The following is a 14,928-nucleotide window of genomic DNA, read 5'->3' on the forward strand; positions in this document are numbered from 1 at the left end:
CAGGATAGGGGCCGTGATCCTGCGCCGAGACTCCTCCACCGCGACCCGGCCGAACCCCGCGGGGTCGGTCGCGACCAGCACCGTTCGCCCGCCCTCGCAGCATCCCTCGGGGGCGCGGCCGCCTGCCATTCCGGCTGAGCTGGTGCCGAACCACGTCGCACTGGTGATGGACGGCAACGGCCGCTGGGCCCAGGAGCGCGGGCTGCCGCGCACCGCGGGGCACGAGCGCGGTGAGGCGGTGCTGATGGACACCGTCGAGGGCTGCATCGAAATGGGTGTGAAGTGGCTTTCGGCCTACGCCTTCTCCACCGAGAACTGGCGGCGCAGCCCCGACGAGGTGCGCTTTCTGATGGGCTTCAACCGGGACGTGATCCGGCGTCGGCGCGACGAGATGAACGAGATGGGCGTGCGGGTGCGCTGGGCAGGCCGGCGGCCCCGGCTGTGGCGCAGCGTGATCAACGAGCTCGAGATCGCCGAAGAGATGACCAAGCACAACACGGTGATGACCCTGACGATGTGCGTCAACTACGGCGGTCGCGCCGAAATCGCCGACGCGGCAAGGGAAATCGCACGCCGGGTGGCCGCGGGGGAGATCGATCCGGAGAAGGTCACCGAGGCGACGGTGGCGCGGTTCCTGGACGAACCGGACATGCCCGACGTCGACCTGTTCCTGCGTCCCTCCGGGGAATTCCGCAGTTCGAACTTCCTCATCTGGCAGTCCGCTTACGCCGAATTCGTCTATCAGGACACCCTTTTCCCCGATTTCGACCGGCGCAACCTGTGGGCCGCCTGCCTCGAGTACGCTTCGCGTGATCGGCGCTTCGGCGGCACCAAGTGAACGGCGGCACAGGCATGGAATCATCGGTGACTCCGGAACAGGAACTGCAGGCGCGCGCGGGCGCCTCCCTGTCGTACTACGACATCGACGTGCGCGTCGATCCCGAAGGCTCGATCGGTTTCGAATACGAGGGCGCGCTGTGCTCGTTGCGGGCGGTCAACCTGGCCCCCGGCCTCGATGTGCTGACCTTGACCTGCGTGCTGGCCTGGGATCGGCCGCTGAACGCGCAGCTGCACAAGCGGGTCGCCGAGCGGAACAACGCCCTGCAGTTCGGTTCGCTCACCGTGATCGGCCACGACAAGCTCGCCGACATCATCCTGCGCTACACCTTCCCCGCCGCGGGTCTGGAAGATCAGGCCCTCGCCACCATGCTGGTACTCGTGCTCTCCGGCGCGGGCAAGGCCCGGCAGGGTCTGGTGCCCTGAGTCGGCGCCCGGTCCGTCCGGTATGTGAGTTATCCCCGCACCCATGACAACTGTCATGCGCGACACGTGACAGTCATGTGGGGTTGCGCGCGCCTCGGTGCGCGAGTGTTGAGGCATGACATCAGCACTGACGACCGGGGCCGTCCGCGCAACGGCCGACGGTTCCGCGAGACGCTCGGCCGCGCCCGCGATCGAACTGCGCGATCTGCGTAAGAGCTTCGCGCTACCCGGCGGCGGCGCGGTGCAGGCCGTGGACGGGCTGGATCTCGTGATCGAACCCGGCGAGATCGTCGCCTTCCTCGGGCCGAACGGGGCGGGCAAGACCACCACGCTCGACATGGTGCTCGGCCTGGCGTCCCCGGACGCGGGCAGCGTCGCGGTGTTCGGCGGTACTCCGGCGGAAGCGCTTGCGGTGGGCCGGATTTCGGCGGTGCTGCAATCCGGCGGGCTGCTGCCCGATCTCACCGTCGCCGAGACGGTGCGGCTGGTCGCGACCCTGTACGCGGACGCGCGACCGGTCGCCGAGGTGCTCGCGCGGGCGGGCATCACCGAGATCGCGGGCCGACTGGTGGGCAAATGCTCGGGCGGGCAACGGCAGCGGCTGCGGTTCGCGCTGGCGCTACTGCCGAATCCGGATCTGATCGTGCTCGACGAGCCCACCACGGGCATGGATGTCGAAGGGCGCCGGGACTTCTGGAACGCGATGCGCGAGGATTCCGAGCGCGGCCGTACCGTCGTGTTCGCCACCCACTACCTGGACGAGGCCGACGCGTACGCCGATCGGATCGTGCTCGTCCGGGCGGGCAAGGTGGTCGCCGACGGCAGCGCCGCCGAGATCAAGAATCTGGCTTCGGGTCGCGCGGTGCGCGCCACCCTCGCCGGTGCCGTGCCGCCGGATCTGCTCGCGCTGCCCGGTGTCGACGACGTGGAGCAGCGGGGTGACCAAATCGTCGTGCGCACCAGCGATTCCGATGTGGTGGCCCGCTACCTGCTCACCGAGACCACGGCCGTCGATCTCGAAATCACCTCGCACAACCTCGAATCCGCCTTCCTCGCGCTGACCACCGGAGAGAACTGAGATGACAACCCTTGCCGCCGAGCCGGTTTCCGCCCGCCGACCGACCCCGCTGGGCGGATTCAGCCTCGGTTTCCTGCGGGTGGAGCTGCGCCGCATGCTGCGCAACCGGCGCACGATGATCTTCACCCTGCTCATCCCGCCGCTGTTCTTCGTCATCTTCGGCCTGCAATCCGATTTCCGGACGCAGTCCTACGGCTCCGGCAACGTGACCGGCTACGTGATGGTGTCGATGGCCGTGTACGGCGCGATGCTCGCCACCACCAGCGGCGGCGCGATGGTGGCGATCGAACGCGCCCAGGGGTGGAGTCGCCAATTGCGGCTCACACCACTGCGTCCCGTCGCCTATATCGCCACGAAGGTCGCGGTCGCGATGGTGCTCGGGCTGGTGTCGGTGACCGCGGTCTTCGTGGTCGGCGCCGCGCTCGGCGCGCACCTCACCCCGGTCGCCTGGGTGAGCTGTTTCCTGCTCGCCTGGCTCACCTCGCTGGTCTTCGCGGCCTTCGGGCTGTTCGTCGGCTACCTGCTGCCTTCGGAGAACGTGATGCAGTTGCTCGGCCCGGTGCTCGCCGTGCTGTCGTTCGCGGGCGGGCTGTTCATTCCGCTGCACGGGTGGTTCGACACCGTCTCCCGGGTGTTCCCGACCAACGGCGTCGCGACGCTGTCCCGAATTCCCTTCGGCGACAGCAGTGCCGGGTCGATCGCGTTGGGTGTGCTGAACGTGGTGGTGTGGACGGCGCTGTTCATCGGCGGGTCGGCGTTGCTGTTCCGCCGCGATACCGCGCGTTGAGCTGCCCGCGGTCGCCCGTCGAGGGGTGGGCGACCGCGGCGCGGCCGGCCGCAAGGAAAGGTCGAGATGACACCACGTGATATTCGGCGCGTGCAGCGGGCGGGGGCGGGTTCGGTACCGTCAGTCCTCGTGATCGCCCACCATTTCCGCAGCGCACTCCGCTCCCCGGCGCGGGCCGGAGGTGTGGCATGGGACTGACCGCCCGGCTGCGCGCGGTGCGGGCGGTGGGCTTGTCCGGGCTCATCGACCGCGCCCTGGAGGACCGGTCGTACTCGGCGAGCGGCAGGCGCCGCGGCTGGTTCGGGGTGTTCATCGCCGTGGTCTGGCTGGTCTGGCTGGTGCCGCCGATCGGGCGGCGCTGGTCGAGCGGCGAGCAGGGCGACGCCGCGCTGGCGGCGCTGTTCCTGTTCGGCTTCGCCGCGCTCATCGTCGGCTCGTTCCTGATGTTCCGGCGTACCGGTCCCCGCGACCTCGTGGTGGATCAGCCGATCGACCAGCGTATCTGGGTGGTGCTCGCCCTGCTGGTCGGCTTGCACGTCGCCCTGGTGGCCACCCTCGGTGGGGCCGCCTTGCCGACCGCGCTGTACGTCGCGGTGGTCGCGATCTTCCATCTGCCGCTGCGGGAATCCGGTTACGTGGTGCTCGCGGTGATGGTCGCGCTGCTGCTCGTTCCGGTCGTCGCGCCCCGGTCACAGCTGGCCGACGTGCCGTTCTACCTGGCTTTCATCCCGGCGGGAATCTGGCTGGCCCGGCAGCTGGGCCTGCGCGGCGAGCGATTGGCCGAGCTGAACCGCAGGCAGCGTGCCGAACTCGACCTGGTGGAGGAACGCAACCGGGTGGCCCGCGACGTGCACGACATCCTGGGCCATTCGCTGACCGTGATCACGGTGAAAACCGAACTGGCACAGCGTCTTCTCGACGTCGATCTGGCACGGGCACGGACCGAGATGGCCGATATCGAGCGGCTGGCGCGGGAGGCGCTGGCGGGCGTGCGCGAGACCGTCGGCGGGTTGCGTGAGGTGTCGTTGCGCGGCGAACTGGCCAATGCGAGAACGGCATTGGCCGCCGCCGATATTGTCGCGGAGCTCCCTGACGAGGTGCCCGATCCGGCGCACGGCGAGCTATTCGGCTGGGTGCTGCGCGAGGCGGTGACCAATGTGATCCGGCACAGCGCCGCCCGGCACTGCACGGTGCGGGTGGGCGCCACCAGCATCGAGGTGGTCGACGATGGCCGTGGCCTCGACGCGGTCGCGGGTACCGGTTCGGGGCTGACCGGCCTGCGGGAACGGGTGCGCGCGGCGGGCGGCACGTTGACCCTCGCCACGCCGGAAGGAGGGGGTTTGCGTGTCTGCGCCAGCGTGCCCGGCTGAGGCTTCGCCCCGGACGACGAAAGAGTCGAGTGCGGTGCGGCGCGCATTCGCGCGAAACAGGAAGTGGGAACGATGATCCGGCTGCTACTGGCCGACGACCAGGCGCTGGTGCGCGGCGCACTCGCCGCGCTGCTCGGACTGGAGTCCGATCTGGAGGTAGTAGGCGAAGTGGGGCGCGGCGACGAGGTGCTCGAGGCCGTCGGCCGCACGAATCCCGATGTGGTGCTGCTGGATGTGGAGATGCCGGGCATGGACGGGATCGCCGTCGCCGCGCAGATCCATGCCGCGCATCCCGGCGTGCGCATTCTCATGGTGACGACCTTCGGCAGGCCCGGCTACCTGCGTCGCGCGATCGATGCCGGCGCCGACGGCTTCGTCGTGAAGGACACTCCGGCAAGGGAACTCGCCGATGCCGTGCGCCGGGTGCAGCTGGGTCTGCGGGTGGTGGATCCGGCGCTGGCGGCCGAAACACTCACCGCGGGTACATCGCCGCTCACCGAACGGGAGCGCGAAGTCCTCGCGGCCGCGGCCGACGGGGCCACTGCGGGGGCCATCGCGAAGAAGCTGCATCTGTCCGAAGGCACCGTCCGCAACCATCTTTCGGCCGCCATCGGCAAGACCGGCAGCACCACCCGCGCCGAAGCCGTCCGCGCCGCCGAGCGACTCGGCTGGCTCTGAGCGGCTGTCGCCGCGTCCGGACGGCTTCGCCGCGGGTGCAGGCGACTATCCCAGCACGACGCAGGCGGGGCCCGCGCCGATGCCGGAGCCCGCGACGGTCACCGTGGTGAGGGTGTAGGCCTCGCCCTGCACGTACTCGGCGGCCCAGATCTTGTGCTCGCCCTTCTTGGCCGGCGTCCACACCGTGCTGGCCTTGCCCGACGCGTCCGCGACCGGGCCGACCGGCTTGAACGTGGTGTCAGTGCGCGCACCGTCGACCTCGTCGAGGAACACGACCGTGGCGCCCGGCTTCGCGGTGGCCGTGACCGTGTAGGAGCAGCCGGCGCCTAGCGACGCGCCCGAGCTACCGAAGCTCAGCCCGGGCGAGACCTCGATCCGGGACACCGAGGCGCCCGCGCTGGGTGCGGCGAGCGCGAGCGCGGCGGTCACCGCACCGAACGCCGTGACAGCGGCGGCGGTTTTGGTCGAGAAGATCACGACAAATTCTTCCTTCCGACAACGAATTCCCCTGGCTGGGGCACGCCCGACACTTGCACAGGCGCTGGCCGAGATCAATGGGCCGAGCGGCTGATATCTCGGCGCGACGCGTCGCCGCTACCGGTGACCAGCGAACTTCGGAACTATGCTCGCCTGACAGTCCTCTGAGAATCCGGCAAAGCGGACACTATTTCCGGGCTTGCGGCGTTGACACGGGGTAGAGGGCCGACCTGGCCACCACGAAGGAGTTCGGTATGAGTCTCATCGGGACGCTGCTCGGAATCGTCTTGACGGTGTTCATTCTGCTGATGCTGGCCCGGCTCGTGCTGGACTGGATCGGCGTGCTCGGCAACAGCCCGGCGTGGGCGAGCAAGGCGCGCGACGTGACGCACGCCGCGACCGAGCCGGTGATTGCTCCGGTGCGCAAAGTGTTGCCGCCGATTCGTGCGGGCGGTTTGTCGATCGACCTGGCCTTCACCGCGGTGTTCATCGTCGCGCTGATTCTGCGCGCGGTCGCATTCAGCCTCTGATCGGCGTTACCGCCACTCGAATACTGGCGCGGCTCGACGTGATCAGGCCTGCGCCGGGCTCGTGCTGCTGCCGTAGGGGAGCAGCGTGCGGACGCCGCGCGCCAGCGTCTCCGGATCGACATCGCCGATGATCAAGTGCTGCAACATGAATCCGGGCAGAATCCCCATGATGGCGACGGCCACCGCGTGCAGGTCGGCATCGTCGGGAAGCCAGCCCGCGTCGCGCATCAACTCGGTGTACTCGTACATGCGGTCACGGATGCCCATGATCGCCTCTTTGACGTACACCGCGGCCTCGGGGTGCACGAGGGCCAGCGCCCACGCCTGCGGGGCCAGACGGAGTGGTCCGTCGGGCCCGCTCTGCGCGACCATGTTCTCGGCGATGGAACAGACCAAGCGGTCCGGCGTCGGTAGGGGATCGGCATGGATCAGCTCACCCATCACCGCGCGCAGGCCGACCGAGGTCTGCCCGGCCAGCGCCGCGATGAGCTCGTCCTTGCTCTTGAAATAGCGGTAGACGGCCCCGGCCGAGAGCCCCGATTCCGTGAAGACGTCCTGCATGGAGGTCTCGTGGAAACCCTTGCGCGCGAAACACAGCCGCGCAGCGTCCAGGATCTGTTGCCTGCGGCGTTCCAGGTGTTCTTCGCTGACCTTGGGCATGGGTCCAAAGTAAAACGAATATCCGTTCTTGACAAGCCCGCGGGTGCGTGCGACGCTCGATCCATCGAAAAAGAACGGTCATTCGATTTACGGGAGAACGTCATGAACATCAACCAGCGAGCGCTCGCCATCGGTGTCGGCGCCGCTCTGCTCCAAGCGCTGATGCTGGTCGCCTTCGCCTGGCCCGCGGCCAACATCGCACCGCGTGACGTGCCGATCGCCGTCACCGGCCCGCAGGCCGATCTGGTGATCGGCAAGCTCACCGCGCACAGTCCGGACGCGTTCGAGATCTCCCGGCCGGGCGACGCGGCCGCGGCCCGTGCCGCGATCGAGCACCGTGCGGTGTATGGCGCGATCGTCACCGGCGACGGCCCGCCCCGGGTACTGGTCGCCTCGGCCGCGAGTCCCGCTGTGGCGCAACAACTCACGCAGATCGGTCAGCAGCTGTCCGGCGGTGCGGCGGCGCCGGTGGAGGATGTGGTGGCCGCCGACGCCGACGATCCGCGCGGTGCCGCGTTCGGCGCGATGGTGCTGCCGCTGGTGATGTCCGGCCTCGCGGCGGGCGTCCTGCTCAGTCTGCTGATCCCGGCCTTCGGCGCAAAAGCGCTGGGACTGTTCACCTTCGGCTTGGTCGGCGGCCTGCTCAGCATGGAGATCGTGCACGGGTGGATGTCGGTGATCCCCGGTTCCTACCTGGTGCTGTCCGCGGTCGCCGGGCTCGCGTCGTTCGCGGTGGCGGGCGCTGTCGTCGGGCTCGCCGCCGTCATCGGCCGGGCCGGCATCGGGATCGCCGCCCTCACCCTGCTGCTCATCGGCAACCCGTTCTCCGCGGCCACCTCGGCTCCGGAACTCCTACCGCAGCCGTGGGGTGCGATCGGTCAGCTCCTCCCGCCCGGTGCCGCCGCCTCGCTGTTCCGCTCGGTCGCCTACTTCGACGGCGCCCGCGCGACGGGACCCCTTGTGGTCCTGCTGATCTGGGCCGCCGCCGGCTTGGCACTGCTCGCCGTCGCCGCTTTCCGTCCCCGCGCTGCGGCCGAGCCCACCATCGTCACACCGGTTCCCGCTGCTGTGAACTGACTCCATCAACGGGGCATGTGGGCGCGGACTGCGCCCGCATGCCCCGTGTTCGTGTGCGTTCGGGCAAAGACCACACGCGAGTCTGCGGGTTGAACAGTGGGAGTCGAAAGAAGGCGGCAGGCTCGGCTCAGTTGACGGTGAACGCCAAGGTCGGTGCGGTGGCCGCGCCTTCGGCCTGCTGGTTGTTGTAGGTGAGGACGTAGTTGCCGGTCGCGGGGGCGGGGACGACGAAGACGACGTAGTTCTTCGGGCTGTCGATGGTCTTGCCCGCGTCGAGCAGTTCGTTGATCTGACCGCGGTCGTCGGCGACCACGGTCTTGCCGTCGGGGGTCTGCAGCGAGAAGTACTCGGTGAAGATGTTGGTGCCGCCCGCGGCGATCCCCGGCCCGCCGCTGATCTTGATGCGCAGCGCGAGTTCGTCCTTGCCGTGCTCGTTCTTGGCGTAGCTGGGAGCGAGCTTGCCGGCGGTCACCTCGATCGTGGTCTGGTCCTGCACCAGCGTGCCGGTGACGGGGAGCGTCTTCGGCTGCACGCTCTCGACCTTGCCCGCGGCGCTGAGCGGAATCTTGGTCTGGTTGTCCGAGGCCTGGCCGTAGACCACGGTCATCGTGTCGAGCAGATGCTCGGCGTCCTCGGCGGACTTGACCGGCGTGGTCACCGACCCCTTGGCCGATCCGTTGCCGGGCACCGTCGGGTTGTCCCAGCTCGCGCCGCCGTCGACCTCGGTGCCGACCAGCAGCGCGGTGTTGTTGCTCATCGTCTTGTTGTCGAGCGTGGTGTTCTTGTAGGTGATGTCGATCAGCACCTTCGCGCCGCCGAACTCGTCCGGCACGACCGTGGCCTTGTCGACCGTGATATCGAAGCCCTCGAACCAGCCGGTCTTGCCGACCGTGCGCACCGTCGCCTGGGCCGCGCTACCCGGCGAACCGGTCGCGGCCACGCTGGTGGCCGACGTGCCGGAAGCCGGTGTCGCCGTGCCGTCTTTGTCGTTGCACGCCGTCAGCGCGAGCGCGGCGGCGCCGAGCAACGCGGCCGCCGCCGCGGCGGTGCGCAGCCGCCGGGGCCGCGCGGGGACTGCGGATGAGATCAGGGTCGAGCGCACGCTGCCTCCAGAAGATGGCGAAACCCCAGAGCGCGATGCCCGGGTCGGCCGGGCGTCGCTGGGTTCGCGTTGAAATCTGCCGGGGGAAGCGCGGTGTTAACCAGAGACGGGTCCGCTGAGCGGACCGCGGCCGGACTAGAGCGCGGTGCGGCCGTCGCCGTTGTCCGCCGACTTGCAGGAGCGGCAGGTGCCGAACACCTCCATGGTGTGGCTGACCTCGGTGAATCCGTGTTCGCTCGCGATCGCGTCGGCCCACGATTCCACGGTCGGGCCCTTCACCTCGACGGTGCGTCCGCAGTGCCGGCAGACCAGATGATGGTGGTGGCCGGTGGAACACTGCCGGTAGACGGATTCGCCGGTGTCGGTACGCAATACGTCGACCATGCCCGCATCGGCCAGCGATTGCAGAGTGCGATACACCGTGGTCAGGCCGATGCCTTCGCCGCGCTTGCGCAACTCGTCGTGCAACTCCTGGGCGGAACGGAACTCCTCGATATCACCCAGCAGCGCCGCGATCGCGCTGCGCTGCCGGGTACTGCGGATGCCGACCGGCTTCTGCGGTACGACCGTGTTGTCTGGCACGAATCACCCTTCCTCGGCGTGCGCGACGGCGTCGACGACAATATGCGCGAGATGGTCGTCGACGAGTTCGTAAAGCACCTCGCGACCGGACCGCTCGCCGTGGACGACGCCCGCGGACTTGAGGATGCGCAGATGCTGGCTCACCAGCGGCTGGGTGACACCGAGCGCATCGACCAGTTCGTGCACACAGCGCGGCGACTCGCGCAGTTGCAGCACAATGGCGATGCGGACCGGTGCGGCGAGGGCGCGCAGCAGTTCGCCCGCGTCCTCCAGGACGTTGCGCGCCGGTACCGGTGCCGGCGCGGGCGAGCGGTACGGGTTGTGCGGATGCACCGCGGCAGTCTCGGTGGTCATGTCACCAACTCCTTATTGGAAAGCGATCCCATTTTGATATGCACAGTTGCGCATGTCAAACGGGCGCGCCGAACGGTGCTGGTGCCGCGGCGATGCCCGTGCGGTGGAAACTCGGTTGGGCAGGGCCGATAGGCTGTGGGCGAGGTCTGATCGGACCCGACTGAATCCGACTCGTAGTGGATGGAGAATTCTCGAGTGGCACCCAAGTCGAAGGTGGACACCGTTGCCAACCTCGCCAAGCGCCGGGGTCTGGTGTACCCGAGCGGTGAGATCTACGGAGGCACCAAATCGGCATGGGACTACGGTCCCCTGGGCGTCGAGCTCAAGGAGAACATCAAACGGCAATGGTGGCGTTCGATGGTCACCAGCCGCGAGGACATCGTCGGCCTCGACTCGTCGGTGATCCTGCCGCGCCAGGTCTGGGTGGCCTCGGGCCACGTCGGCGTGTTCAACGACCCGCTGGTCGAATGCCTCAACTGCCACCACCGCTTCCGGCAGGACCACCTGCAGGAGGCCTACGCGCTCAAGAACAAGATCGACGACCCGGACACGGTGTCGATGGAGCTGCTCGCGTGCCCGAACTGCGGCACCGTCGGCAAGTGGACCGAGCCGCGTGACTTCAACATGATGCTGAAGACCTACCTCGGCCCGATCGAGTCCGAGGAAGGCCTGCACTACCTGCGCCCGGAAACCGCGCAGGGCATCTTCGTCAACTTCGCGAACGTGATGACCACCGCGCGCAAGAAGCCGCCGTTCGGTATCGCGCAGATCGGCAAGAGCTTCCGCAACGAGATCACCCCCGGCAACTTCATCTTCCGCACCCGCGAGTTCGAGCAGATGGAGATGGAGTTCTTCGTCAAGCCGGGCGAAGACGCCGAATGGCACAAGTACTGGATCGAGACGCGCTTCTCCTGGTACACCGATCTGGGCATCAACCCGGACAACCTGCGGCTCTACGAGCACCCGAAGGAAAAGCTGTCGCACTACTCGGCGGGCACCACCGATATCGAGTACCGCTTCGGCTTCCAGGGCAACGAGTGGGGTGAGCTGGAGGGCGTCGCCAACCGAACCGACTACGACCTGAAGACGCACTCCGAGCACTCGGGCACCGAGCTCAGCTTCTTCGACCAGACCACCAACGAGCGCTACATCCCGTACGTGATCGAGCCCGCGGCCGGCTTGACCCGCTCGCTGATGGCCTTCCTGGTCGACGCCTACGCCGAGGACGAGGCGCCGAATGCCAAGGGCGGCGTGGACACCCGCACCGTGCTGCGGCTGGACCGCAGGCTGTCGCCGGTCAAGGCGGCCGTGTTGCCGCTGTCGCGTAACGCGGACCTGACGCCGAAGGCGAAAGACCTTGCGGCACAGCTGCGGCGGAACTGGAACGTGGAGTTCGACGACGCGGGCGCGATCGGCCGGCGCTACCGTCGGCAGGACGAGATCGGCACCCCGTTCTGCATCACCGTCGATTTCGACACGCTCGAGGATCAGGCGGTGACCATCCGGGAACGGGATTCGATGACCCAGGAGCGGATCGCGCTGGACAAGGTCGAGGGCTACCTGGCCCAGCATCTGCTGGGCTCCTGAGCCTTTCGCGACACGACGATCGACCCGCGCCGATCAGCCGGCGCGGGTCGTTCGTCGTTCAGTGACCCGGCGGCAGCGGTGGGGTCGGCGGCGTCGGCGGCAGCGGTGGCCGCTGCGCTTCGGACCCGTTGCCGCGCACGGTGATTCCGATCGCCGTCGGGATGAGCAGGGCGCAACCCCACGGCACCGCCACCCAGAACGGCCAGAAGTACCCCAAACCGGTGGCAGCCCAGATCAACAGGCAGAGCATGTTCACGAAGACCCACGGGGTCCACATGATGACCACCCACTGCGGCACCCGGTTCGACACGGCCTCACGGGTATTGCGCTGCGTCGGCAGGTCGGCCAGCACCGGTGTCAGCTCGCCGTAGGTCTTGGCGGCGTACACCTGCTGCACCCGGTCGTCGAATTCGTGCAGGCTCAACCTGCCCTCGTTCATCGCCAGACGCAGTTGTTCGACGATCTTCTCGCGGTCCGCGTCAGAGGCCCGCACGTGCTCCACTCCCACGACTGTCAGCGTAGGACGTGGCGCGCCGGCTGTGCACCACTTGGTCTGGTGTGGTCAGCGGGGGACGTCCCAGAACGCGAGCTCGTGCCGCATGCCCTCCAGGAACAGGGCCTCTGCTCGGGCCTGGTCCGCGCCCGCCTCGTCGATCATCTGGGCGATGCGGCGGGTGAGATCGGCGAAGCCGGGGTCGGCGTAGGTGTCGACCCAGCGGCGGTAGCGCGGTTCGGCGGGCGGGTTCTCGGCGAGCCGCGCGCCCAGGTTCGAATAGCCCCACATGCACGGGTAGAGGGCGGCCAGACCCTCGGCGTAGTCGGCCGCGGACTCCAGCAGGAAGGACGTATATGCCGTGCACGCAGTGCCTTTGGTGGCACCGTCGAGGTCGGCGCCGAACTCGGCGGCCAGCGAGCGGTGCAGCGCCAGTTCGTCGTGGTAGGTGGCGTGCGCCAGATCCACCAGGTCGGCGAGGTGGGCCGACGGCGCCTGCCAGGCCAGGCGGCTGAACACCCGGACGTAGTCGAGCAGGAAGAGGTAGTCCTGCTCGAGCCAGGATCGGAAGATCGGCTCGGGCAGATCGCCCTTGGCGATCCCGGCCACCGTGGGATGCGTGAGCTGATGCTCGACCAGCGGACGGCCGAGTTCTTCCAGATGCGCGGCGAGACTCATGCCGACCAGTCTTGCGTACTCCGCGGTTTGCACCCGCGCGGGTGTTGCCGCACGCTTGCGAGGTGTTGCGGGATGAGGATGCGGTGGTGCGAGTGCTGGCGCCGTCGGAACAGCGGTTCGTACGGCACGGCACGTACACGGGGCGTTCGGTGTCGGTGACGGGAGCGGTGGATATCGCGGCGGTGCAAGGGGCGTTCGCCGCGCTGCAGACGACGTACCCGGTGATCACCTGCCGGATCGGCGAAGACGAAGAGGGGACCGGATACCTACTGCGACCGGGGGATTCGCCGGTGGGGGCGACGGTGACCGAGGGGGACGTCGAGACGATCGGTTTGCCCGCGACGCCGCTCGACCCCGGAACCCAGCTCGCCTACCTCGACGTGCTGGTGTCCGGCGAAGACCGTTGGCGGCTCACGCTGTTCGCGCATCACAGCGTCGCGGATGCCGGGCACTGTGTCGAACTGCTCGCCCGCTTCTGGGACCACTACACCGGCCTCGTCGAAGGAACACCGGTGGCCGGTGCACCGCATGACTATCCGCGGCCGCTGGAATGGCATGTGGCGCAACGGGGGATCGTGGCGGGGGCGGTGTCCGGCTTCGAGGCCGTCACGCGGCCGCTGCCGGTGCCCGCCCCCATCGCGGCCGCGGCTCGCGCGGACGCCCGCGGTGCCGGATCGGTGAACATCCGGTCGCCCGGATCCGCGGTCGCGGTGCCCAGCTCCCTTGCCCGACCCTTGCGGACCCGCCTCGACGCGGCGGTGACGGCGCGGATCGTCGCGCTCGGGCGGCATCGCGGGGTGAGCGTGAACGGGTTGGTCACCGCGGCGCTGCTGCGCGCGTTCGCGTCCGGAATCACCGATGCCGCAACCGGTCCGGTGCCGCTCGGCTGCCTCTATCCGGTGGACATGCGTTCCCGGCTGGTGCCTAAGGTGGCTCCCGCGGACGGCACCAACATGGCGGGGCTCGCGTCGTTCGCCGCCGAGGTCGACCTGTCGGGGAGCGTTCTCGAGCTGGGCGGGCGGATCGCGCAGCAGTTGCGTGCCGACCTGGCCGCGGGCATCGTGCAACAGTCGGTGCTGCATTTCCCGGACTTCTTCGGGGACAAGCGGATCCACTCGCTGGCCGGTCACGTCGCGGTGACGAACACCGGGGCGGTGCCCTCGTTCCGGACACCGGCCGGCCTGGAACTCACCGATTACGAGATCGTCTATCTCTCGGCCCATCCGCGCCCGTCCACCGGAGCCTCGGCAGCTGTGACTTTCCTCGTCTACACCTTCCACGGCGCACTGACGATCGGCCTGCTGGGCGGTGGTTCCGAGGCGCACCGACTGCTCGACGCGGTGCACAACGAACTGCTCGCGCTGTCCAGCGAGACGATCGTCAGCAATGACCGGTAGCTGACGCGGTGCAGCCGCAGGACCCGAACGACGCGGCACCTGCGCCGCCGTCCAGATCGGCGCGGTCACGCGGGCACGCGGGCACTCGGGCACGCGGGCACTCGGGCACTCGGGCACGAGTACGCCGCGCACGTTTCGTTGCGCCGCGCACGAAATCGTCGGCGAATCCGCACGCGGGACGCGAATATGCGCGCGGCGCGGCAGACCCGATCGTGTGCGCGCCGCGACGCCGCTGGTCGGTGTGGCTGACGCCGTTGGTCGGTGTGGCTGACGCCGTTGGTCGGTGTGGCTGACGTGGCTGGTCGGCGTGGCTGGCGTGGCTGGTGGGGGGCTTCGGAGGATGGTGCTTGGCTGGTCGGCGACCGGTCCGGGCGGCCGTGCGGTGCGTGGGACGGCGGGGTGAAACGAGTTGGCCGGTGGGACCGGTCGGGCAGAATGCTGGGTGACAGCGGACGATCGGGTTGGAAGCGGGTGCCAGCGATGCTGACGAACGGAGACGGAAGGCTGGGCGCGGCCGCGGTCGGGATAGCGGCGCTCGGCGTCGGCGAGGCGATCGCCGCGACCCGGGGCGGCTCGCTGATCGACACCCTCGGGCGAGCCATGATCGACGTCTCGCCGGTGCCGGTGGTGGAGGCCACCGTCGCGCTGTCGGGCCGGCACGACAAGGCGGCCACCCGGCTGGGCGTCGGCGCGGGCGCGGTGGCGGCGACCGTCGGACTCGGTGCGCTGCCGCAGCGATTGCGCACCCCGCGGCGGTCGCGTTCGGGGCCGGTGCCGCGGCGCTGGCGACCCGGCTGTCCACCCGCTCCACCTCC

Annotated in this window: 18 protein-coding genes; 11 read left to right on the forward strand and 7 right to left on the reverse strand. The window is 68.9% G+C overall.

From position 1 onward, the window contains the following. Positions 1-19: 19 nt before the first annotated feature. The 6 genes from TY25_RS34180 (at position 20) to TY25_RS34205 (ending at position 5,176) form a co-directional block, all read left to right on the forward strand. The gene (locus TY25_RS34180) at positions 20-838 is read left to right on the forward strand and encodes an isoprenyl transferase (protein ID WP_370466237.1); all 819 of its coding nucleotides are present in this window, start codon (positions 20-22) and stop codon (positions 836-838) included. A 14-nt stretch (positions 839-852) separates the two neighbouring features. Next, positions 853-1,263, forward strand: coding sequence for a hypothetical protein (locus TY25_RS34185; protein ID WP_042263390.1), 411 nt, complete (start codon positions 853-855; stop codon positions 1,261-1,263). Between the two features lie 115 nt (positions 1,264-1,378). After that, positions 1,379-2,341 carry an ABC transporter ATP-binding protein gene (locus tag TY25_RS34190; RefSeq protein ID WP_226887467.1) on the forward strand — a complete coding sequence of 321 codons (963 nt, stop codon included), beginning with the start codon at positions 1,379-1,381 and terminating at the stop codon, positions 2,339-2,341. Position 2,342: 1 nt separating this feature from the next. Further along, a complete protein-coding gene (locus TY25_RS34195) occupies positions 2,343-3,128 on the forward strand; it encodes an ABC transporter permease (protein WP_042263369.1) in 786 nt (261 codons plus the stop codon). Between the two features lie 188 nt (positions 3,129-3,316). Further along, positions 3,317-4,498, forward strand: coding sequence for a sensor histidine kinase (locus tag TY25_RS34200; RefSeq protein ID WP_052383383.1), 1,182 nt, complete (start codon positions 3,317-3,319; stop codon positions 4,496-4,498). Between the two features lie 72 nt (positions 4,499-4,570). Continuing rightward, on the forward strand, positions 4,571-5,176 hold the full coding sequence (locus TY25_RS34205; RefSeq protein WP_042263397.1) for a response regulator transcription factor: 606 nt from the start codon (positions 4,571-4,573) through the stop codon (positions 5,174-5,176). 45 nt (positions 5,177-5,221) lie between these two features. On the opposite strand, the gene TY25_RS34210 is transcribed toward TY25_RS34205, so the two are convergent. Next, complete coding sequence (locus TY25_RS34210; RefSeq protein ID WP_029892646.1) at positions 5,222-5,653, reverse strand: hypothetical protein; 432 nt, start codon at positions 5,651-5,653, stop codon at positions 5,222-5,224. A gap of 254 nt (positions 5,654-5,907) precedes the next feature. On the opposite strand from TY25_RS34210, the gene TY25_RS34215 reads away from it, so the two are divergent. Further along, positions 5,908-6,183 carry a YggT family protein gene (locus TY25_RS34215; RefSeq protein ID WP_042263372.1) on the forward strand — a complete coding sequence of 92 codons (276 nt, stop codon included), beginning with the start codon at positions 5,908-5,910 and terminating at the stop codon, positions 6,181-6,183. A gap of 42 nt (positions 6,184-6,225) precedes the next feature. Here the strand turns inward: TY25_RS34215 and TY25_RS34220 are convergent, their stop codons facing one another. Then, the gene (locus TY25_RS34220) at positions 6,226-6,843 is read right to left on the reverse strand and encodes a TetR/AcrR family transcriptional regulator (RefSeq protein ID WP_042263373.1); all 618 of its coding nucleotides are present in this window, start codon (positions 6,841-6,843) and stop codon (positions 6,226-6,228) included. A gap of 102 nt (positions 6,844-6,945) precedes the next feature. Here TY25_RS34220 and TY25_RS34225 point away from each other — a divergent pair, with 102 nt between their 5' ends. Beyond that, positions 6,946-7,920, forward strand: coding sequence for a hypothetical protein (locus TY25_RS34225; protein ID WP_042263375.1), 975 nt, complete (start codon positions 6,946-6,948; stop codon positions 7,918-7,920). Positions 7,921-8,047: 127 nt separating this feature from the next. Here the strand turns inward: TY25_RS34225 and TY25_RS43505 are convergent, their stop codons facing one another. The 3 genes from TY25_RS43505 to TY25_RS34240 all read right to left on the reverse strand — a co-directional run bounded on the left by TY25_RS43505 (position 8,048) and on the right by TY25_RS34240 (position 9,958). Continuing rightward, on the reverse strand, positions 8,048-9,022 hold the full coding sequence (locus TY25_RS43505; RefSeq protein ID WP_042263377.1) for a hypothetical protein: 975 nt from the start codon (positions 9,020-9,022) through the stop codon (positions 8,048-8,050). A gap of 135 nt (positions 9,023-9,157) precedes the next feature. Next, entirely contained in the window at positions 9,158-9,604 is a 447-nt protein-coding gene (locus TY25_RS34235; protein ID WP_042263379.1) for a Fur family transcriptional regulator, read from the reverse strand. A gap of 3 nt (positions 9,605-9,607) precedes the next feature. Continuing rightward, entirely contained in the window at positions 9,608-9,958 is a 351-nt protein-coding gene (locus tag TY25_RS34240) for an ArsR/SmtB family transcription factor (protein ID WP_014982775.1), read from the reverse strand. Positions 9,959-10,153: 195 nt separating this feature from the next. On the opposite strand from TY25_RS34240, the gene TY25_RS34245 reads away from it, so the two are divergent. Next, entirely contained in the window at positions 10,154-11,545 is a 1,392-nt protein-coding gene (locus tag TY25_RS34245) for a glycine--tRNA ligase (protein WP_042263382.1), read from the forward strand. Positions 11,546-11,603: 58 nt separating this feature from the next. On the opposite strand, the gene TY25_RS34250 is transcribed toward TY25_RS34245, so the two are convergent. Next, positions 11,604-12,053, reverse strand: coding sequence for a DUF1707 SHOCT-like domain-containing protein (locus tag TY25_RS34250; protein ID WP_226887466.1), 450 nt, complete (start codon positions 12,051-12,053; stop codon positions 11,604-11,606). Between the two features lie 54 nt (positions 12,054-12,107). Continuing rightward, complete coding sequence (locus TY25_RS34255) at positions 12,108-12,716, reverse strand: TenA family protein (RefSeq protein WP_042263384.1); 609 nt, start codon at positions 12,714-12,716, stop codon at positions 12,108-12,110. 62 nt (positions 12,717-12,778) lie between these two features. On the opposite strand from TY25_RS34255, the gene TY25_RS34260 reads away from it, so the two are divergent. Further along, positions 12,779-14,113, forward strand: coding sequence for a phthiocerol/phthiodiolone dimycocerosyl transferase family protein (locus TY25_RS34260; RefSeq protein WP_226887465.1), 1,335 nt, complete (start codon positions 12,779-12,781; stop codon positions 14,111-14,113). A 480-nt stretch (positions 14,114-14,593) separates the two neighbouring features. Then, a partial coding sequence (locus TY25_RS34265) for a hypothetical protein (RefSeq protein ID WP_042263386.1) occupies positions 14,594-14,928 on the forward strand: 335 nt, incomplete at its 3' end.

This window comes from Nocardia brasiliensis NBRC 14402 (genome assembly GCF_000308475.2).
In the GTDB taxonomy this organism is placed as follows: domain Bacteria; phylum Actinomycetota; class Actinomycetes; order Mycobacteriales; family Mycobacteriaceae; genus Nocardia; species Nocardia brasiliensis.